We start from the raw sequence: 20,234 nt of genomic DNA, 5'->3' as shown, positions 1-20,234 counted from the left end.
CCACGATCGCACAAAATCATGAGGAAAGCCTCACGTTTCCCGCCCCGACGTCAGCTACCCGCCGGTATTCATGCACGGCCGTACCAAATTATTCTGAAACATGACCCCGCCTCATGTTTGAACCCGCAGGTGAGCGCACCCTGTCCGATTCCAAAACATGAGCGCCCCTCACGTTGGAGGTGACCAAATCGTTATAATCCCAGGTCGTGTTACCGACGGGTACGCCACGCCGCCCCAACGCTTCGCCCAGCCGCTTCTGCCCGGTAGAGTTTGGACGGTCGTACACATCCAAGCGCGAGTGGCGAAATTGGCAGACGCGCCAGATTTAGGTTCTGGTGTCCACGGACGTAGGGGTTCAAGTCCCCTCTCGCGCACAGATTCACGTCAGATATGACACTTGTTCGTGCCACGTGTTGGAGAGCACTCTCACACACGGAGGACGACCAGTGGAAACATACTTTGACCTGCACCGGTTAGTGGCAAATCTGCCACTTCGCGTCACTTCTGACCCCTGTGGGAAGTTTGCTGACACCCCTGACGGGGGTGGTCAGCGGTGATCGCACCAGTCATCCCGCCTCAGTCGACGCTGCAGGAACTTGTCCACGGACCGCTGGCCGCGACCCGCTCGATCGGTCCGGCCGACGACAACCTGGTGATCGGCACCTGCACTGTCGGCGACAGTGGCCGGATTCTCGACAAGATCACCTTCGCCGCGCTGGACTTCAATAGCGGCACTCGCCTCGAGCTGACATGCCTCGACGCCGGGGTTCTGCTCGCTCGTCCGGTACCCGACGGTGCCACCGCCGTCACCGAGGGCGGCTACTTCCGGGTTCCCTACCGGTTGCGGCGCCGAGTGAGCCTGTCGATCGGTCATCGTGCCCTGCTGATCGGGCACCGCAGCCACCGTGCGCTGCTGATCCATCCACCGGCTGCCCTCGACCTGCTGTGCGCGCCGAGCCTGCAGTTGATGACGGAGGGCGCGCGATGACCGAACTCACCTCATCATCCGCCAGCGCCGCGACGGTGGCCGCCGCACGGCTGTTGTTGACCCAGATGGGTCTGTCACCAGCCGATCTCGTCATCCCCGACGCACAAATGCCGACGTTCGGCGAGCTGATTCCGAAGGTCCGCGCACGATTGTCCGAAGGAACGCTGCGCACCTACAACACCCACTTCGACCACCTACTCGCACAGTGGGCCGACCGTCGTCTCGACGAGCCGAGCAAAACCGACCTCGAAGAGATCGCCAGCCGCATCCAGGCGGACGCACGGGTCAACCGCGCCTCACGCGGCGGCACCAGCGCGGTCGAGCATTTCATCAGCGCTACTCGCTGCCTCTACCGCTTCGCCGAGGACACCGGCTGGATTCGGCCCTCCGACAACCCTGCCCGCAAACTCGCCATGCCGATTCGACAGCCGTCGCACCGCCAACCGATTCCGTCGAATCAGCTGACCGAGATCTGCACCGTCGCGGCCACCACAGGTAACGACCCTGAGCTCGACTCGCTGATCCTGCGGCTCCACATCGAGACCGCGTGCCGCCGCGGCGGGGCCCTCGCGCTGCGTCCGCACGATCTCGATCCTGATCAGTGCCTGATCTATCTGCGGGAGAAGGACGGCACCGATCGCTGGCAACCCGTCTCCCCCACGCTCATGCGACACCTACTTGCGCACGCCGAGGATCGACACGGCCCGCGCACCGGGCAGTTGCTGCGCTACCGCAACGGAAGACCCATCACCGGACGGCGTTTCGATCACATCTGGAATCGCGTCGGGCAAACCTTGCCGTGGGTGACCAGCCAGGGCATCAGCACGCACTGGCTGCGCCACACCACCCTCACCTGGGTCGAACGCACCTTCAGCTATGCCGTCGCCCAGAAGTACGCCGGGCACCACAGCAAGAGCAACGGCACAACTGCCACCTACGTCAAATCCGACCTCACCGAAGTCGCCGCCGCGCTCGCTGTGCTCACCGGCGAAACACACCCGCTCGTGCCCGCCTACCAGCCCGGCACGACCGGGCCGTCCGCACGCTGAGCCCGCGACCGAAAGACACAAACCTCATGACCGACCTTGCTCTCACCGAGCCGACCACTGCCGTGCGGACGACATATTCGCAGGCGGATCCACCCAGATCGCGTGCGCACGCATTCTTCTGGACTGTCCTCGCCGCTGCGGCTACCGTCAGCATCACCGGCAATGCCACCCAAGCCCTCCTGCACGACACCGCGCTGCCCGTGGTCGCTGCGGCGGTCGCGATCATCCCGCCCCTGGCACTGTTGGCCGCCGTGCACGGAGTGACGGTCCTCGCTCGTGCGCACACCGCAACCCGAATCGCACGCTGGGTCGCAACCGCCATGACAGTCCTGATCGCCACCGGCGCGTTCTGGTTGTCCTTCACCGCGCTGCGGTCCCTAGCCTTGACCGCCGGAGTTCCCCGCGGTGAAGCGTGGTTGTGGCCGTTGATCATCGAGGGCTCGATGGCCCAGGCCACCGTCGCATTGCTCGCGCTCGCCTACTCCACCCCCGGTCACGATCACCAGCGTGCGCACACCGCTGACCGTGCGCCCACCGATCTATCCGAGCCGCAGAATCGATTGGTAGTGCCCGGCGAGGTCGCGCAGAAAGAGCTCGTGGTGGCCGAAGCTGTGCGCACGGTCCCATCCAGATCCCAAGACGTCGGCCGTGACTTCTCGGAACTGGCGACGCAGCTGTGCGCACGTGATCCAGCCCGGCGACGAGACCCCGAACTCGTCGCCAGAGCACTGGCCCATCACCATCACGACGGCTGGAATCCCACGCGCATCGCCACCGAACTGAACAAGAGCCGCTCCACCATCAGCCGGATTCTCAGCGATGCCGCGGCCTTCGGAACCCTCGCAACCTCCAAGGAAACTGTCTCCACAACCAGGCCGACCGTGCCGAGGCATCACCGTCCTCCGGCTCGGTCACGATGAATGCGGGGCCTCTCGAATGACGTGATTGCGCAAAGACTGTCTCCTGATTCCGCGAAGGTCTGGCAAATCGATCTCGACCGATGCCGACGCAGGTCCATGCCAGAGCCGTAGGCGTGCTCGGCACGACGATCATGCTGCGGATGATTCCATTCCATTCCATTTCGGCCGCGTGGAATGGAATGGAATCGAATCCCGCCAGTCACGCGACCGATCGGGTCAGCCTTCGGCGTCGAGCATAGGCGCGCGGACCCGAGGCAGCCGTTGGCCAATCGTCTTCGCGGCGGATTCGCTGGGTCTGCGGTCGTTGTGACCGTAGACCCGGTCTGTCACGGCGACCGACTCGTGCCCAGCGTCACGGGAGACCACGAAGATCGGCACCCCGTCCTGCAACTTCCACGAGATCCCGGTGTGGCGCAACATGTACGGAGTCAGGTGTTTGCGCCGTAGCGACTGCAATGCCGCGGGATAGCGGGTGATCAATTCCTCCGCATCGACGCCAGTCCACCTCGCCCGGTGAGTAAACGGCTGAAGATGTGCCTGGGCCAGAGTGTCGTGGCCCGCATTGAACGCCGCCACCGCACTGGCGAGTGCCTCCAGGCGCCGCAACGCCGGTTGCCACGCCTTCTCATAGAAGCTCGCGGCCGTGATCGGGCCCTTATCCTTGGTGCAGAACAAGTATTCATCGCCATCGCGGTCCAGATCGAGGCGCTCGAGAGTTTGGAGCGGCACATTGATGCTACGCACGCCACGTTCGGTCTTCGGCGGACCCAAGACCAACCGCGACCCGGCGTCTTTCCACGCCCTATCGATCTGCACCACCCCCGTCACGGGGTGCACATCGCGCACCAGCAACGCCCCGATCTCCGACGGCCGTGCCATCGACACCAGCCCGAACTCAGCCTGCGGACGCCACCGCGGAAAGATCAACTCCTCGAACAACTCCCACTCGTCATTGTCGAAGATGCATTGCTTTCGACCGCGATCGGCAGGTAACCGAACACCGGAGCACGGGTTGAACGGCAACAACCCGAACGGGCGCTGATTCACCGCCGCCCGCAATCCACCCGAGAGGAACCCGTGCTTGTTGTGGATCGTGTGGGGTTTGTGGCCCTTGTCTTCCGCCAGGAACACGATCCACGCTGCGTCGCTGTCGGCAGTGACCGCGTCGAGAGTGGCTGTCGCCCCGAAGAACGGGACGACATCGTTGCGCACGTATCCGAGGTATTTGCGATGGACCGGCGGGGAGATACTGCCGACCTTCAGCAGTCGGTCTGCGTAGTCGGTGAGCCAGCCACCCAACAACACACCCCCGTCCGCACCCGCACGTCTGGCCGGCAAGATCGCCAAAGCCCGGTCCAGTCCGTGACGGTCGAGATACTCAGACCACCAGACCGCTTCCTCGTAATCCTCATCGAAACTCTCTGCCGTGCCGCGGCGAACCCCGTCTGTGTCGTAGTAGTGAAACGGGACCTGCCAATTGATTGTGCCGTCCTTGCGCTGGCGCGGCCGAGGAGCACTCATCGGAAATCCTTTCGTCGGACCCGAACACTCGTCTCATTGAGATCTCGGTCGCACCGACCGTGAATCTCGCCCGGCCACAACACGTCCCGGACCACTCAGCAACTGCGGATATCAGAGATCCGACCACGTATATGGTGGCCCCCAGCAGGAACTTCCGCAGCCGATCGACCGAATAGCACGGATCAGCTACCGAGACGCCATAGAATCCAACTCATCCCCGATGTCGATCGCACGTCACCAACACCTCGATCGACAGCCTCAAAGCCAGGAGGCCGACGATGAACGACGATCTGGACGTCGCACGCTCCGAACTTGAACAACCCGTTCCTGGTGCTCCCCACGAACCGACGTACCCGGTGTCCGCCGGAGCCCGAGCACTGGGCAAGTCCGAACGCTGGTACACGCAGCAACTCAGAGCTGGACGCTTCCCGGGACACAGAGCAGGCCGTACCTGGTTTCTCACCACCAGCGACATCGCCGCAGCCATCGAGGCCACCAGCCATCCGGGCAAGTCCTCAAAACGTGCGGCGAGTGCGGAGCCTCCAATCCGGCCTAACCGACCACAGCGCACCCGCCACCGCCGGCCGATTCCACCACAGGGCCGATAACAAGCGGCAGCCGAATATCCCTTCCGAAACCAGCGTCCGACAATGCCGTCGGCGGCCATTGCCGACAGCCGATTCTCGATATCTTATTCTGGTCCACGACTCGCTGACCCCGCGTACGCAACTGCTTGCCGAAAGCGCATGGAGCATGTTAATTAATAGCGTCTACACAGGCAATAACGTGCGACCGGCATTTTATTGATCAGAAATATCTAGCGCTGCATAGTTTTCAATAATAAGAACGCACGACAGGCGGCCAGGAGCTATTAGTTGGCCCATCATCTAGGCCAGTCGAATAGACTCATCCATGCTCGCGCCACCTCGACATACACCCGTCAGCGAACCGTCCAGAAAGACGCGAAGAGACTACCGCTTGCGGAGATGCACGAACTACGGGATAATGTAAGTTAGCGGCTCGCAAAGCCTTTGAGCCCTAGGAGGACTTGAACCTCCGAGGCCTTCGCCGCTCTAAAACCGCAGGTCAGAGCCATAGTGCAACTTGGCTACATCGGTGCCATTCGGTTCTTCACGCTATTCCACGACGCCTCACGACATTCCGATGCAGTTTCCGGTGACAAGAGGCGGGTCCCCATTTCCGGCATAACCAACCCGGCCCCTGAGTCTGCGCAAGGGGAGCGGAACTGCGAAACGCGAAGTTTCAGTCGCCAATACTTGGCGCGAGCCCGATGATGCGCTTCAATGGAATGGGAGGATCAGCAGGCTGGACAGGAAAGTAGCGTCCATGCCAAGTCAGCGTCATCACGTAGGTCTGCCGCTACCCGCAGCAGCAAGCCGGTTACGAAGCACCTCGCAGTCACAACCAACGATCGGTATATCGAGCATCAACGACCGGGCACGTCTGCCCGGCCAGCGGATCTTCAAGGCGATGAAATGGCCAACAGGCCAACCGGTTACGTATGCGGTCCATCGCCAGATCATCAGCATGCGATGCGCCCGGTCCTCGACGAGTCACCACACGATCGGTCCGCTCGGGCAGATACGGCTTCCTGCCGAAATACGACACGCCGCTGGAATCACCGCAGGCGACCACATCGTCCTCGTAGCGTTGCCATCCGAAGGGATTGTGGCGATCATTCCCCCGCAGATCGCTCTGGCAGTCCTTCTACCTGTACTGAACTCATCGATCGGTACCACATGAGCAACCCCGATTTCGAGGTCGCTCGACTCCTCCTGGAACGCCTCGGCATTCGCCCGGATGATCTGCTCGAATCACCAACGAGGCCGACCAGGGCACCGACCTTCGCGGAGTACATCCCCCGCCTTATCGAGGCAGTACCGCCTGGCGCGCGCAAGGTCTACCTGCCTTACTGGCGTCGACTCGAGGCGTACTGGCCCGATCGGACGCTGGACGAACCGACCGCGCTCGAGCTCCAACAACTTATCGAGGTCACGCGACGAAATGCCGTGGTGCGACGTAACAGCCGAGGCGGACGCTCTGCATCCGAGCACATGGTCAGCGCGATCCGCTGCTTATACCGTTACGCCAAACGCGACGGCTACATATCAGCTGCCGACAACCCATCCGCAGACATGGATATGCCGACACGCCTCCCGAGTACGCGCCGCGCCCTCGGGAACCGCCAACTCGCCGAGATCAATCACATCGCCTCTACCACCGGAAACGACACCAGTCTCGACACTCTCATTCTGCGGATACATCTCGAAACAGCCTGCCGGACTGGCAGCGCTCTACGACTTCGCGGCGAAGACCTCGATCCCGAACAATGCCTTATCCGGCTGTTCGGCAAAGGCGGAACGGTCCACTGGCAACCGATCTCTCCCACCCTGATGACCAGCATGCTCGAACACCAAGAGCGCAGCCCCGATCCAGCACAGCAACTCCTGCGGTACCGGCACGGCCGCCCGATCACCCGACGCCGCTACGACCACCTCTGGAACCGAATCGGACGACACCTCCCCTGGGTGGCCACCCAACAGATCACTACCCACTGGCTCCGACACACAACTCTCACATGGGTCGAACGAAACTTCAGCTACGCCACCGCCCGCGCCTTCGCTGCCCACGCTGAACCCAGCGGCCAAGACAGCACCACCCTCACCTACGTACGCGCATCCATCGAAGAAGTCGCAGCGGCCGTTGCTGCCCTGACCAGCGAACCCCATCCCCTCGCACCCACACACGAAAAGACCTCTGACGTAGAGGTAGCGACTCACCCCGGACGATCCTGACTCGCCCCAGCGAGGGACTGCCGCGGTTCGGACGCCACGGTTCGCAGTGCAAGAAACAACACGATGACTTCACGGTCGCTCAGGTCGGCGAGGATGGAACGAACTACCGAACGGACCTGAACATCGGACGCTGGGGCGGGTTGATCATCGAGGATGAGCGGTGGCGCTGCCGGTGGAGGTGATGCCGTTGGCTCGCAAGCCGGAAGTGTTCGTCAGAGCGGTGACCCGGAAAGGGTGGCACTGGCGCAGATCGCGCGGTGCAGCGACATTCCGGTTCGGATGCGGCGGGCGCCGTGGAGGTAGTGGCCTCGGCGCAGCATCAGCCGGTCGGGTTCATCGCGATGCAGGTTTCGGAATCGCATGCGAGGCCGATGGTCCACGGCTTCAATGCCCGCTGGTTCGGGGCGGCGGACCCCATATAGAGCGGGGACAGATCAGCGAAGACCGATCAGACGACGCGTGATCGGATCTGATCGCCCGGTACTTCCCCGTAACCTGGGGTCGCTGTTGTCGACACGGAGTCTGTCGAAATTGACGGAAGTGTTGCGGATCAACAAGTTTGCCGAAGTCAGCCGCCAGGCCGTCCGTTGGTACTGCAACGGCGTTTCAGATGAGGGGATGGCCGCGGCGGCGGTAGTGCCCGAGCCCAGCACGCGGCGGCTCCGACATCGGCGGACAGATCCACGCAAAGACAGCCCTGACGAGCGTCTGTGTACTTTCAGGTCACGCCGGTGCGGAACCGCATCCATCATCTCTGTGTCACGCACAGTAGTCGAGCTCGACGCATCGACGACAGAGCCGTCACCGTGTAGTCCTTCGAGGAATCTTCTACAACCCACTCGAACGGAACCGGTTGCTCAAACGCTGTAAACTCGCTGAGACCGCGGTGATCACCGTGGTCGCGGGCTGGTACTGCTGGAGCAGATTGACCGGATTCAGCGAGCGATTCGGCCGTTGCGGCGCGCTCGCTGTTCGAGGCGGCGCTCTTCTCGGCCGAGGAGTGCGCTCAGTTCGCGCAGTGCCGAGATCTGTTCGTCTACCTGCCTGCGCTTAGTCGCGATAAGAACCGCGCCGTCAGCACAGTCGATATCGCGAGCGCGCACACCTTCCATGACCTGGCCGATCTCGACCAGCGAGAACCCCAGCGTCTGCATCCCTCGCAACAGCCGGACCTGTTCGACGAGCTCGTCGGGATAGTCGCGGTAATTGCCCGCGGTGCGGTCGATCCGGCCGAGCAGGCCTCGGCGCTCGTAGTAGCGCAACGCGTGTCGGCCGACACCGGTCCGGGCTTCCAATTCACCGATCAGCATAGGTCTCTCACTTGACTGTAGAGCTAGATCTACACCTTAGTCTCGGTCAGCCGACCCCGAAGGAGCCCGGATGTACCTGCTGGCCGATACCGAAAAAGCCGTGCCGTGTTCGATCACGGACGCGTTCGCCTACGTCTCTGACCTGGAGAACTTTGCGCGATGGTTCCCCGGCGTCGAGATGGTCACCGCCGACGACGAGCTCCCTGCCGGCGTGGTCGGGAAGCGCTATCTAGAAACAGTCACGCTACCGACAGGTCGCAGAACGACGATCCCGCTGCGCGTGCGTGAGGCTTGTGCGCCGGTGCGGCTGGTCACCGAAGGAAGTTTCGCACTGCTTCTTCCCCGCATGGAAATCGACCTCAGCCCCCTCGACGCCGAGCATTGTGTGATCCGGTGGCGGATGTACAGCCGTGTCGGCACCAGGCTGCTGCGGTGGACCCTGCTGCCTGTCGCTGCCATCACCATGCAACGACGGGCGCAAGTCGGCCTGCGCAACCTCGCACAGTTGCTCGGTACTGACCGAGGCGAGCCCTAGCGAGGCCGTTCACTGTGAGGCGACGATTTGCCGAGCCGAGCCGAGCCGAGCCTGACGCCGACGTCGGTTAGCACGACAGTTGTATTTCGTTGCTTCATAATCGGTTTCGTTGATGTCGGAGTTGGCGGGCGTAGTTCTGGTGGCGGCGCCGCCATCGGCAGGTGGCCAGGGCGTGGGTGAGAGTGCGGGCGGGGTGCAGGACTATCGCCAGGAGACGGCGGACGTCGGCGACTGTGATTCGACCCAGCCCGCGTGGGCTTTTGGGTCGGTAGCGGCGGTGACGGCGAGGAAGGCGTGGGCGAGCATGGCCAGGGTGATGTGCCGGTACCAGGGAGTCCATTTGCGGACTTGGTAGTGGTCGAGGCCGCATTGGTCCTTGGCGGCCTGGAAACATTCCTCGACCGCCCACCGGGAGCCGGCGACGGCGATGATCTGCTCGCGGGTAACGGTGGCGGGGTGAAAGCACAGGTAGTAGGCGATGTCGGTGGGGTCGTCGAGGCTGCGGCGGGCCAGCAGGGTGCGGGAGAACCCGGCCGGGACGTCGCCGAAGGACGGTAGCGTGGCCCACGCCCAGTCGTAGACGCGTTCGCCTCGCTCACCGAGACCGGCCGATACGCGATGCCAGGCATCGGCGGGCGCGCGACCGACAAGGGTGTCCACACGGCGACGGCCGTCGAGGTCGTTCACGGTCTGACGGACCGGCACTTCCAGCACGTAGGACAGCCGGCGAGCCTCGCAGAACGAGCGAAACTTTCCGTCGCGCCCGTAGGCGGAATCGGCGGCGACCCAGCCGGCGGTCACGCCCGCCTCGACGGTGCGGGCGATCATCGCTTCGGCCAACCGGGGTTTGGTCACGACCCCCTGTTCACGACGTGGGTCGGGGATCCCTGCCTCGGTGCATCGGTCCGCGTCGCCGGTCCACGATTCCGGCAGATACAGCTCTCGGTCGATCAATGCTCGCCCCGCACCGGCAGCGTAGGCGAGGAACACCCCGAGCTGGCAGTTCTCCACACGTCCGGCGGTGCCGGAGTACTGCCGCTGCACACCCACGGACTTGACACCCTTCTTCAGAAACCCGGTCTCGTCGACCACCAGCACACCATCCGGGCAAGCCAACGCGGTCGTCACATACGAGCGCAGCCTGTCGCGCAGTTCATCGGCATCCCACCGCGACCGGTTCAGGAAATGCTGCAGCCCGTCCGGCCCCACCACACCCGCGGCATCGGAGAGCTGCCAGGAGTTCTTGCGTTCCACCGGCGCCAGCAACCCTGTCAGGTACGACCGCGCCCACCGCCGCGACTCCACCCGACCGAACATCCCCGCGATCCCAGCGAACACCTCGTCGAACGCCACCCGCCACACCGAAACATCCTCGGCCACAACATCATCCAACACGAACGGGCAACCTACCGCACCGCCAGCCCTGGTGCAGCACAACGAAATACAACTGCCGTGCTAACACGACAGTTGTATTTCGTTGTGTCACAAGGGATGTCTTCGATATCGGAGTTGTCGGGCGTAGTTCTGGTGGCGGCGCCGCCATCGGCAGGTGGCCAGAGCGTGGGTGAGGGTGCGGGCGGGGTGGAGGACTATCGCCAGGAGACGGCGGACGTCGGCGACTGTGATTCGACCCAGCCCGGTCGGTAGCGGCGGTGACAGCGAGGAAGGCGTGGGCGAGCATGGCCAGGGTGATGTGCCGGTACCAGGGAATCCATTTGCGGACTTGATAGTGGTCGAGGCTGCATCGATCTTTGGCGGCCTGGAAACACTCCTCGACCGCCCACCTGGCACCGGCGACGGCGATGATCTGCTCGCGAGTGACGGTAGCGGGATGAAAGCACAGGTAGTAGGCGATATCGGTGGGGTCGTCGATGCTGCGGCGAACCAGCAGGGTGCGGGAGAATCCGACAGGGATGTCGCCGAAGGACGGTAGCGTGGCCCAGGCCCAGCCGTAGACGCGTTCGCCGCGCTCACCGAGACCGGCCGACACGCGATGCCAGGCATCAGCGGGCGCGCGACCGACAAGGGTGTCCACACGGCGACGGCCGTCCAGGTCGTTCACGGTCTGACGGACGGGCACTTCCAGCACATAGGACAGCCGGCGAGCCTCGCAGAACGACCGGAACTTCCCGTCGCGCCCGTAAGCGGAATCGGCGGCGACCCGTCCGGTCCTGTCACACCCGCGGCATCGGAGAGCTGCCAGGAGTTCTTGCGTTCCACCGTCGCCAGCAACCCCGTCAGGTACGACCGGGCCCACCGCCGCGACTCCGCCCGCCCGAACATTCCCGCGATCCCCGCGAACACCTCGTCGAACGCCGCCCGCCACGCCGAAACATCCTCGGCCACAACATCATCCAACGCCGACTGGCTACCTACCGTACCAAAGGACCTCTTGCAGCACAACGAAATACAATTGTCGTGTTAGCAGAGGGTGGAGCCGATACGTCCGACCGCCGCGCTCATCCGGGCTGACGGGGGCTGAGAATACCTGCGGTGCTCTAATTTACGTCGTCCGTACAGCAGCACAGTCGTTGATCTTCGGTCATACTGAACAGGCGTCTGACCGGGCATTCGATGCTTCCACTCTGCTAAGAGGAAGACTATGGAACTCAAGATCGACCTGCTGGACCCACATGACCCGGGATCGGCGGCTGTCGCCGACGAGCTGTTGCGATTGAACAGTTGGCTCCTCACACAGGATGGATTCCGAGGGCGCGTTCGCGTGCTCGAGCGACCCCCCGCAGCGGGAACACTGGGAGCGAGCCTCGACGCCGTTATGGTCGCTGTATCGTCCGGACTGACAAGTTCAGCCGCATTCGGCGCGCTCATCGCATGGCTGAAAACCCGTCCGGGGAAGCTCACCATGCGGGTGAAGAAGCCGGACGGCACCGAGATCGAGATCGAGGCCGAAGGACTCCGCGGACTATCTGCTGCTCAACTGGCCGCGTATGTCGAGAGTATTCAGGCAACAGCGAGTAGCGACCCGACCTCGTGACCGATCGCGGGCCGTCGGGCGAGCCGGGAAATAGGCCGGCGATCGCAGTCGGCGGCGGCGATCTGTCCTCCTCGACCGTTCGGGTCCTACTCGCCGGGACGAGCGATCATGCTGCGGGCTCAGCTCTCCCACCCATCTCCGCTGTGGGCCGATCATTGCGCGCACTCGATCGAGTGCTTCGTGATCGATGTGGTGTTCCGGCCGAATCCATTCGGCTCATCGACAATTGTGTGGAACCTCAAGATCTCGCACGCGCTATCGATAACGCAGCCCGAGAAGCCGAGTCGGTGTTCATCTTGTACTTCATCGGGCATGGGCTGATCGGCACCGACAGAAAGTTGCATCTCGCTACGTACTCGTCCATGTCCTCAACGCCTCGTGGCGCGTACGCGGCACTGCCGTACAGCGAGATTCGGCTCATCCTGGAAGAGTGCCGGGCACGCTCTGTCGTCGTAATCTTGGACAGTTGCAGGTCGGGACGGGTCTCTGACTGGAATCTTCGAACCGACGTGCTCGATTCTCCAGTTGCGTACGGCGGATTTCTTCTCTCTGCGGCCGCCGCGGACGAGGAGGCGCTCGCGCCGGCAGATGCCGAGTACACCCTCTTTACCGGCGAAGTCATCCGATTCCTGAACGAGGGCGATCCGTCCGCCGGGCATACATTTCTCTGTCTGGACGACCTCTACGAATATCTGGATCGCCGGTTGCCGACAGCGAACCGGCCACACCGCAGAGTTCAAGGCCGGGTGGGCGATCTCGAGCTCGCGCCGAATCCGGCGTACGTAATGCGGCAGCCTCCGACTCCGGCCGCCGTGGATTCCGTGTCCGGTGACTCTGTCGCACCCTACCGGGGCCTCGCGTTCTACGGACCTGCGGACGCTCGCTGGTTCGTCGGTCGCAAGTACGTGACTGAACGGCTCGTGAGCAGAATTGCCGACCACGATGCTACGCATGGACCGATCATGGTGGTCGGTCCATCCGGCGTCGGCAAGTCATCGCTGGTACGCGCCGGTGTTGTACCGGCGCTGCGCGACAACGCGTTCCCCCGGTCCAGCACCTGGCCGATCATGATCATGACCCCGGGTCGCGAACCGGTCGCCCGGCTGTCGGAGAGCCTGGGGGAAGCCCTCGCCGAACACCCACGCACCATTCATCGACGCCTCCGCGACAATCCCACGGCTATCTCGGAGATGATCGAACAGATCCTCTGCGATACCGCCCGAGACATCCTCGTGGATGGGCGCCTGCTCTTGGTTGTCGACCAAATGGAGCAGACGTTTACACTCTGTGATGACAATGATGAGCGGCGTACGTTCGTCGATGCGTTGTGTGCTGCGGCGTCTCCCGGCTCACGCGCGGTTGTGTGCGCGGTCCTCCGCGCGGACTTCTTCGGACATTGCGCTAGTCACCCCGGCCTGCTGCAGGCTCTCGAGGTCCAGGGCGGGCAGGTCTTCGTCGGCCCCATGAACGGCGGGCAGTTGCGCAGCGTGATCATCGAGCCCGCGCTGCTGGCGAACCTGCGAGTGGATCCAGAACTGCCGGAGGAGATCCTCAGAGACTTGGCGGTCGGTGACGATAGCGATCTTATCGACGGCGGAGCCTTGCCGTTGGTCTCGCACGCGCTCGATGCCGCCTGGCAACTGCGGAGTGGCAACGTCATCACGGCCCACGGATACGAGCGGGTCGGCGGAATACGTGGTTCGATCGCCCACACCGCAAACTCGGCCTTCCTCGATTTCGACAGCGATGAGCAGGAGGCCTGCCGTCGGCTGATGGTGCGAATGGTGACTGTCGGCACCGATGCGCCCGACACGCACCGCCCGATAGATCTGAGCGATCTTCGAGGCATTCACGACTGTGCGGAGAAGGTCGCGAGCGTACTCATACGAGCCCGGCTACTCGTCCGAGACGAGACATCGGTTCGTCTGACCCACGACGCGGTGGTCAGGCACTGGGACAGGTTGCGGGCCTGGATCAGCGACGATCGTTCGTGGCACATAGTCCGCCAGCAAATCAGCGAGGCGCACCTGATCTGGCGTGACCGCCGTCGTGATGACAATCTGCTGACCGGAGACCGACTCGCAGACGCGGTTCGATGGACCGCGGATCCCCCGCGCGCAGCGCTGCTGACCACTGACGAGAGCGCCTTCGTCGCAGCTTCAGCGAGGCAGCGTCAGCGCAGAATCCGGCGTCTGCAGCAGGTGATCGCGATACTCTGTGTCCTGGTTCTCGCGACCGCGACATCAGCCCTATACGCGATGGCAAAGAGTGCTGAGTCGCGCCGCGCTGCCGATGTCGCTGTGGCACGATCGCTGGTGGACTCGGCTCGGCTCGAGTTCTTCGGCAGACCGGACCTTGCCATTCTGCGCGTGGCCGCAGCATTGCGGCTGACAGACGATATCGACATCAGAGTTGCCGCCGGTCCTATCATCCAATCGAGCGCAGGGATGTCAGCGACCCTGTCCATGCCATCAGGATTCAGCGTGAATCCCGAGAAAGCGACGTTGACACCGATCCCAGGAACAACGCAAGTCGTCGTGGATGACGGAGCCTACGATGATTCGCCGAAATTCTGGCTGGTCGACTTGGCGACACGCGCGATCGACGAGGTGACTCTTCCGCTCGGGGGACCCGGCTCTGACATCGCCCTCATCGACTCGAGCCGAAAGACTGCGATCAGCACGGACACGGATATTCTGATCGTCGACGAATCCGACCCGAGCAACCCAATTCTTGAAATACCCGTCGACGCACGGCCGTTCGGCGTAGTCGGCATCCCGAACGGATCAATCGTAGCCTGGTGCGATTCTGCCAATAGGCTCAGCGTAATCGACGCGCGCTGGGAAACCGAACCGACGATCCTACCTGATTCCTGCTCACCGACCTCGGTCCAGTTCCTGCACAGCACTCGCACGCCGCGCAACCATGTCGCACTCAGCGCCGACGGCGCCATCGTGGTCGGCCTCAGCGAAGAAATCCTGACCATTCATAATGTTGCCACTTCCGACCGTACAGTCGTGAATGCAGGCGGCGGCATCGTCATGGATTTCGACCTTTCGCCTGACGGGAATTTCGTGGCTACGCTGGACAACGATGGGATTGCGAAAATTTGGGATCTGCGTGCGGTGCCCCTTGTTCCGACCGAGGTCTCCGATCCAGGCGCACAGGTACGGGCACTCGCCTTCAGTACGGATAGCCGGAACCTGACCGTCGGTACGGACTCGAATATCAGACACTGGCGTGTTCACCAGAACACGTGGGCAGACGATCCGTCACTCGATCGGCCGGCCACTGCGGTCGAGTACGTATCCGATGGGTCGTCGCTTCTGACGATCGACAAACAGGGGCAATTGATCCAGTGGGATGGAACGATATTGCCGAACTACGACGACTACGCCGACTTGCCCATCGCGGTGAGTGCCGACGGGACGTACGTGGCGACAATCGGAATAAAACATGACGAGGGTTTCGGACTATCGCTTCGAAAGTGGGATATCCGTCGAAATCCTCCGGTCGCACATGTTTTCGCCCCGAGCGTATGGTACACGCAGACACCGACCGCCGCGATTTCGGATGACGGGGAGCTCGTTGCGGTCAGCCGAGGATGGGAGGCCGGAGTGGAGATCTGGAGCACCGGAGCCGATGCCCGGATCATCGCACGTGTCCATGCCCCCGGCAGCCTTGTCGATCGCATGGAATTCAGTCCGGATGGCAAGGTGTTGGCATATATCGTGGTCGAATCCGATAATAGTTCGGAGTTGAAGTTCTTTTCCGTGGATGAACATCGCGAACTAATCTCTGAGGAGAAGTTCGAGTTCGTACAATCGATTCGCAGAATCCCCAGCGGGCACCTTTTGATAGATTCGAGAATTCCGCAAGACAGGTCGGACGGAAATCAAGAATTCGAGTCCGTCGTCTTCGACATGGACAGCATGAGTTCAATGGGTGGGCCGGCTCGCGCCGTGGGATATGCTGTAGCCGTATCACCCGATGGCGGTCGCACCGTTCGAGACAACAACGGCGGCGCGATTGTGTGGGACGAAGAGACAGGGACTACCATAGCCGAACTGGCGGACCCTCCGTATGCGGTGGCCATAATCCCGAACACCAGATTCGCATTTTCCAGAGACGGATCGAATCTGATTGCGTACAACGGGGTAAGTGTCGGGTCCGCGGATCCAGGCGATGTCCCCGCCGGTTTCGACTACGAACTTGCCGTTTGGGATACGTCTACGGGAAGGTTCGCTGGTGGACTCAATGCAAATGGCATCCCGATCGCGACCGGCGACGGTCGACTCTTCTTCTTCCCGGTCGACATCGATAATCAGCCACAGGTATTCGAGACCGCGTTGTGGAGCACCGACCGACAGGTGCTCACCGACCGGCTGTGTGCCGTTGTGGGCCGAGATCTCACGCCCGAGGAATGGCAATCCACAGCGACCCTCCGGGACCGGGAATACACATCTACCTGCCCCTCCAACACCAGCTGAACACGGACGACACGGTCTCCTGATCATCGCCTGGTGGGAGTTGGCGGTGGACAACGCACGCGTCGCCGACCGCCACGGCTACACCCAGCATACTCGGAGCGATAACCCGCCCGCGCCCCCAACTGCCTGCCAGTTGGTGTCTCAAAACGATCTTGGTCTCAACCGGTCAATGCATCACCGCTGGTGAATGATGTCCGGTTGTGGAGGCGATGGTGCGTGTGGGGGGGTAGTGGGTTCAGTGTTGAACAGCAAGAGCGGATTTGGGACGGTTGGCGCGGTGGGGAATCGCTCGGGTGGTCGCCGGTGTAGTAGGTAGCAACCATCCGCGTGTCTCACGGTTTCTGCGTGTGAGTGGCGGGATCCGCCAGGCGTCTCGGTGTCGGCGTGCGGGTCATCTGTCTCTTGGTGAGCGTGAGGAGATCTCACGTGGTATCGCCGCAGGCCGCGCGGCCCGAACGATCGCCGATCAGATCGGGAGGGCATCATCGACGCTGTCGCGGGAGATCACCCGCAACGGCGGTCGAGAGGTGTACCGAGCCGCGGTCGCCGATGCGGCCGCCTACGAACGCGCGTTGCGACCGAAACCTAGCAAGCTCGCCACTAATCCGGTGCTGCGGGAGATGGTCGCCGCGAAGCTGGGCGAGGATTGGTCGCCGCAGCAGATCGCGGGGTGGCTGCGATGACGGGACCCCGGTAGTCGGTCCACCTGAACCGATCTCATGGGGTCAGGTCACCTCCATCGCACCACTCGAGCACGTAGATGCGGCAGATGTGACGCGAAAACGTGTAAGAGCGGTATACGAGACACCTCTCTTGCACGCGCACCGCCACGTTCCACTCCACACGGGCGCGGTCGCACCGACGTCGAATATTCGCGGGTAGATAGCCCTTCCACCGGATTCAGGCCTGGCCGACGGCCTCCAGCCAGGGCGGAGAGAACCTGTCCACACGCTCGCAGTCGGGGTGCCCGCGATCCCCCGCTCGAACGCCTCGAACCTGTCCCCAGATCATGCGTGGCGTAGCCGATCCGGCGCCATCCGCCCTACAAGTCGGACCAGCTCTGGCGCAACGGCTCCCAGATTCCGGAGGTTCTGGTGCCGTCGAGAAGCGGATCGAGGAACTCCGCCAGCACGGCGAAGGCCTCATCGAGCGTATGCAAGCGCGCCGCGAGTTTGGCCGCACGTGCTTCCTTCGGATAGCCCGCAGCCCACTGGGGGCCAGGGCTTCGTACTGCCGCAGGGAGCGTGAGATTAGGCCGCCGATGTTGTTGAAGTTGCAGAGCCGCTGCGGTGCTCGCGGCGTCGATGGGGAAGCGGGCGATGATCAGGTGCAGATCCACCAGGTCGTGGTAGCGAGTCGATGGGGTGTTGTTCCTGGCTCCGTACAGCTGATACATCGCGGCGACTTTGTCACCGATCTGGTCGGCCAGCGACATCACTGTGAACGGCGGGAGCTCAGCGAAACCGTCGATGTCGATCATGGAGACAGGTACGACTTGATCGGTCCCCGCGGCGAGAGTAGTCCGTATCGACAGGTCGATGGGGAATGTGTACAGCAGTGTGGCTCCGTAGTACACATCGGCCGTCAGCTGTGCAGCGTCCGGACCTCCCGGGTTAGATTTGCTGCGTTTGACCTGGAAGGAAAGGGGATCGAGGTCGGTTGGTCGATCCAGGAGAGCCCGAAGTTCGATGATCGCTTCCTCGGCGGTGACGTCGGTGCGCATCAGATCGGCGTCGCGACTATGGCGTGCGCCGTCGGTGATGCGCACCAACAGGCCACCGCCACCTTTGAGGACCCAAGGGCTGCCGGGGTCGACGAAGACCCGGGCGAGGAATCTGAACAGATATATCTCGCGCTGGATCTGGTCGGAGGGGCGACCGGTGCGGGTTGAGAGCGTTCTGGCTTTGGACTTGAACGAGCTCTGGAACGCTGAGGCAGATCGGCGGGGTGTTGAGGTCAGTGTCGCTCCTGGTCTCGGGTTGGGCTGACTACGGCATCATGCAGGCTCTGGAGGGCGATCTGCACTTCATTCGACGTGAACGCTTCATCCGAGGTGACGAGGGAGAGGGCGGGCCGGATTGCCGTAGCGATCGGCTCGACCATCGCAGCGAGTTGCTGCGAGAGGAGCTCGGGAGGCAAGCTGGCGGCCACGGCGTCACGCAGTACCTTGTCGAAACCGCTGCTGGATAGCACCTCCCGAACCGACTGCCTGATGACGGCAATCATTTCCGGTGAGAACTCGATCTCGCGACCGCCGTCGAGCTCGTCAGCCTGCGCGAGTTCTACCGCTGAGGCGGGCACTCCCGCAGTGTGGATGAAGGTCCTGACGACTTCAGCGCCGTCTCCGGGGTGAGCTCCGTAGTTGTGGGCGTAAGGACGCAAGGCTTCGGCGAGCTCAGCCGACGTGGTGTCCCCGGTCATGATCGTGTCGCGCACGACACTCGCCAAGTGGCCACCGTCAGTGTTGGCGGCGGCCAAGTCGGTGACCGTGCGCAGGGGACGAGTAACAGGAAGCCCGTCGACGCGGTGCCATTCGGTCGGGGTGAGGGCGGCGACGATGAAGGTGACCTCGGAGCTACGGCTGCGCCGCGGTTTGCCGACGGTGAATTGGTGGATGTCGGCGTCGAGGTCGCCGAGTTGCAGCAGCACGGCGGCAGATCTGTGCGACACGACGCCGAGGGGCACCGGGTCACCGAGGCGATCACCGGCGGTGCGAGCTGGTTCGAGTGCCAGCCACGCGCTGCGGATCGCGTCGAGCGGGGAGTCCGGTGCGCCGGCGACCCGGTACACACCGTGCTGGATCCGGATCAGGTGGCCGTGGTCGGTCAGCCGTTTCAGCTGCAGGGGTGTGACCCCGCGCTCCACCGCGGCCTGCCTAGTGGTGAACAGGCCCCACTGTTCCTCCCCGAGAGAGGCTAGTTCCAGAAGCGGACCGTTGAGCATGACCTAATAGTAGCGCGTGCGCACACAATAATTTCATTCAGTACGTAACTTTCGGGCGCCACAGTGACAATATAGTGGCGCACCAGTCGGCTATGTAGTGGCGTACAACACACCGTGCATGGAGGATCTCGATCGTTGACGCCCGCTAGCCCATGGCCTGGCGGCGGTCCCGCCAGGGTATGTCCAGGCGCGTCGATGACGAATCCCATAGCCGGGCTCCTGAGTCGCGGGGACCGGATATCAGCCGGTGCAGGTGACCCCGACCTGGGGTGGCAAGTAGGCACCGTGTGGGATCGCACGTGCGGTTCGGAACAACGCCAGCTCGGCGAAATATTCGCTGCCCCTTCATCGTTCGGGTTGCTGTTCGTCACCGGGGTTTTGCGTACCGGACATTCGTCCAGTTGAAACTTGTGCGTACTGGACGTCCGTCCAGTCGAGACTGGAGCTCGGTATTCGAATTCGACCTAGGAGACATCCATGGGATCCGCATCCTCACTGCTGGCCAGCGTGCTCGTTGACCTGATCCTCGCCGCGATTCAGAGCGGCAGCGCGGGCAGCTGACCCGACACCGCGACGGCCCATCGGGAAATCCTCGGTGGGCCGTCGTCATGTGCTCAGCGCGGAGTGAGTTCGACGCCGCACCGCCCTACTCTGCCAGGTCTGGTAG

Annotated in this window: 15 protein-coding genes, 1 tRNA gene and 1 pseudogene; 10 read left to right on the top strand and 7 right to left on the bottom strand. The window is 62.9% G+C overall.

The features are described from left to right. Positions 1 to 292: 292 nt before the first annotated feature. The 4 genes from BOX37_RS06155 to BOX37_RS06140 all read left to right on the top strand — a co-directional run bounded on the left by BOX37_RS06155 (position 293) and on the right by BOX37_RS06140 (position 2,957). Positions 293 to 374, top strand: a tRNA-Leu gene (locus BOX37_RS06155). Between the two features lie 179 nt (positions 375 to 553). Further along, the gene (locus tag BOX37_RS06150; RefSeq protein ID WP_071926792.1) at positions 554 to 988 is read left to right on the top strand and encodes a hypothetical protein; all 435 of its coding nucleotides are present in this window, start codon (positions 554 to 556) and stop codon (positions 986 to 988) included. Continuing rightward, on the top strand, positions 985 to 2,037 hold the full coding sequence (locus BOX37_RS06145) for a tyrosine-type recombinase/integrase (RefSeq protein ID WP_071926791.1): 1,053 nt from the start codon (positions 985 to 987) through the stop codon (positions 2,035 to 2,037). The genes BOX37_RS06150 and BOX37_RS06145 overlap by 4 nt, the downstream gene beginning before the upstream one ends. A gap of 26 nt (positions 2,038 to 2,063) precedes the next feature. Further along, positions 2,064 to 2,957 carry a DUF2637 domain-containing protein gene (locus tag BOX37_RS06140; RefSeq protein ID WP_071926790.1) on the top strand — a complete coding sequence of 298 codons (894 nt, stop codon included), beginning with the start codon at positions 2,064 to 2,066 and terminating at the stop codon, positions 2,955 to 2,957. A 216-nt stretch (positions 2,958 to 3,173) separates the two neighbouring features. Here the strand turns inward: BOX37_RS06140 and BOX37_RS06135 are convergent, their stop codons facing one another. Continuing rightward, positions 3,174 to 4,478, bottom strand: coding sequence for a tyrosine-type recombinase/integrase (locus tag BOX37_RS06135; RefSeq protein ID WP_071926789.1), 1,305 nt, complete (start codon positions 4,476 to 4,478; stop codon positions 3,174 to 3,176). A 1,347-nt stretch (positions 4,479 to 5,825) separates the two neighbouring features. Between BOX37_RS06135 and BOX37_RS36055 the strand changes: the two genes are divergently transcribed. Beyond that, positions 5,826 to 6,242 carry an AbrB/MazE/SpoVT family DNA-binding domain-containing protein gene (locus tag BOX37_RS36055; protein WP_420811589.1) on the top strand — a complete coding sequence of 139 codons (417 nt, stop codon included), beginning with the start codon at positions 5,826 to 5,828 and terminating at the stop codon, positions 6,240 to 6,242. Then, a complete protein-coding gene (locus BOX37_RS06130; protein WP_071926788.1) occupies positions 6,239 to 7,294 on the top strand; it encodes a tyrosine-type recombinase/integrase in 1,056 nt (351 codons plus the stop codon). The genes BOX37_RS36055 and BOX37_RS06130 overlap by 4 nt, the downstream gene beginning before the upstream one ends. Before the next feature lie 212 nt (positions 7,295 to 7,506). Here BOX37_RS06130 and BOX37_RS33725 read toward each other — a convergent pair whose 3' ends face one another. After that, on the bottom strand, positions 7,507 to 7,656 hold the full coding sequence (locus tag BOX37_RS33725) for a hypothetical protein (protein WP_156910283.1): 150 nt from the start codon (positions 7,654 to 7,656) through the stop codon (positions 7,507 to 7,509). Between the two features lie 573 nt (positions 7,657 to 8,229). Continuing rightward, complete coding sequence (locus BOX37_RS06125; RefSeq protein ID WP_071926787.1) at positions 8,230 to 8,604, bottom strand: MerR family transcriptional regulator; 375 nt, start codon at positions 8,602 to 8,604, stop codon at positions 8,230 to 8,232. 70 nt (positions 8,605 to 8,674) lie between these two features. Here BOX37_RS06125 and BOX37_RS06120 point away from each other — a divergent pair, with 70 nt between their 5' ends. After that, positions 8,675 to 9,139: an SRPBCC family protein gene (locus BOX37_RS06120; RefSeq protein ID WP_071926786.1), complete on the top strand. Its 465-nt coding sequence runs from the start codon at positions 8,675 to 8,677 to the stop codon at positions 9,137 to 9,139. Positions 9,140 to 9,340: 201 nt separating this feature from the next. Here BOX37_RS06120 and BOX37_RS06115 read toward each other — a convergent pair whose 3' ends face one another. Further along, entirely contained in the window at positions 9,341 to 10,519 is a 1,179-nt protein-coding gene (locus BOX37_RS06115) for an IS701 family transposase (protein WP_420811611.1), read from the bottom strand. Between the two features lie 4 nt (positions 10,520 to 10,523). Beyond that, on the bottom strand, positions 10,524 to 11,396 hold the full coding sequence (locus tag BOX37_RS36050; protein ID WP_071926784.1) for an IS701 family transposase: 873 nt from the start codon (positions 11,394 to 11,396) through the stop codon (positions 10,524 to 10,526). Positions 11,397 to 11,741: 345 nt separating this feature from the next. Between BOX37_RS36050 and BOX37_RS06105 the strand changes: the two genes are divergently transcribed. The 3 genes and pseudogenes from BOX37_RS06105 to BOX37_RS06095 all read left to right on the top strand — a co-directional run. Continuing rightward, positions 11,742 to 12,134 (top strand): effector-associated constant component EACC1, encoded by a 393-nt coding sequence (locus tag BOX37_RS06105; RefSeq protein WP_084759454.1) that lies wholly within the window; start codon positions 11,742 to 11,744, stop codon positions 12,132 to 12,134. Then, a complete protein-coding gene (locus tag BOX37_RS06100) occupies positions 12,131 to 16,624 on the top strand; it encodes a caspase, EACC1-associated type (RefSeq protein WP_420811588.1) in 4,494 nt (1,497 codons plus the stop codon). Before BOX37_RS06105 ends, BOX37_RS06100 begins: the two co-directional genes overlap by 4 nt. A 216-nt stretch (positions 16,625 to 16,840) precedes the next feature. Further along, positions 16,841 to 17,304: pseudogene (locus BOX37_RS06095) on the top strand (transposase); the annotation flags it as partial. A gap of 362 nt (positions 17,305 to 17,666) precedes the next feature. Here BOX37_RS06095 and BOX37_RS06090 read toward each other — a convergent pair. Both BOX37_RS06090 and BOX37_RS06085 read right to left on the bottom strand, forming a co-directional pair. Beyond that, positions 17,667 to 18,467: a nucleotidyl transferase AbiEii/AbiGii toxin family protein gene (locus tag BOX37_RS06090; protein ID WP_240505381.1), complete on the bottom strand. Its 801-nt coding sequence runs from the start codon at positions 18,465 to 18,467 to the stop codon at positions 17,667 to 17,669. Positions 18,468 to 18,580: 113 nt separating this feature from the next. Then, entirely contained in the window at positions 18,581 to 19,567 is a 987-nt protein-coding gene (locus tag BOX37_RS06085; RefSeq protein WP_071926780.1) for a type IV toxin-antitoxin system AbiEi family antitoxin domain-containing protein, read from the bottom strand. Positions 19,568 to 20,234: the final 667 nt, after the last annotated feature.

Origin of the sequence: Nocardia mangyaensis (assembly GCF_001886715.1) — a bacterium.
Classification (GTDB): Bacteria; Actinomycetota; Actinomycetes; order Mycobacteriales; family Mycobacteriaceae; genus Nocardia; species Nocardia mangyaensis.
This window is presented reverse-complemented; position numbering and strand designations above follow the sequence as displayed.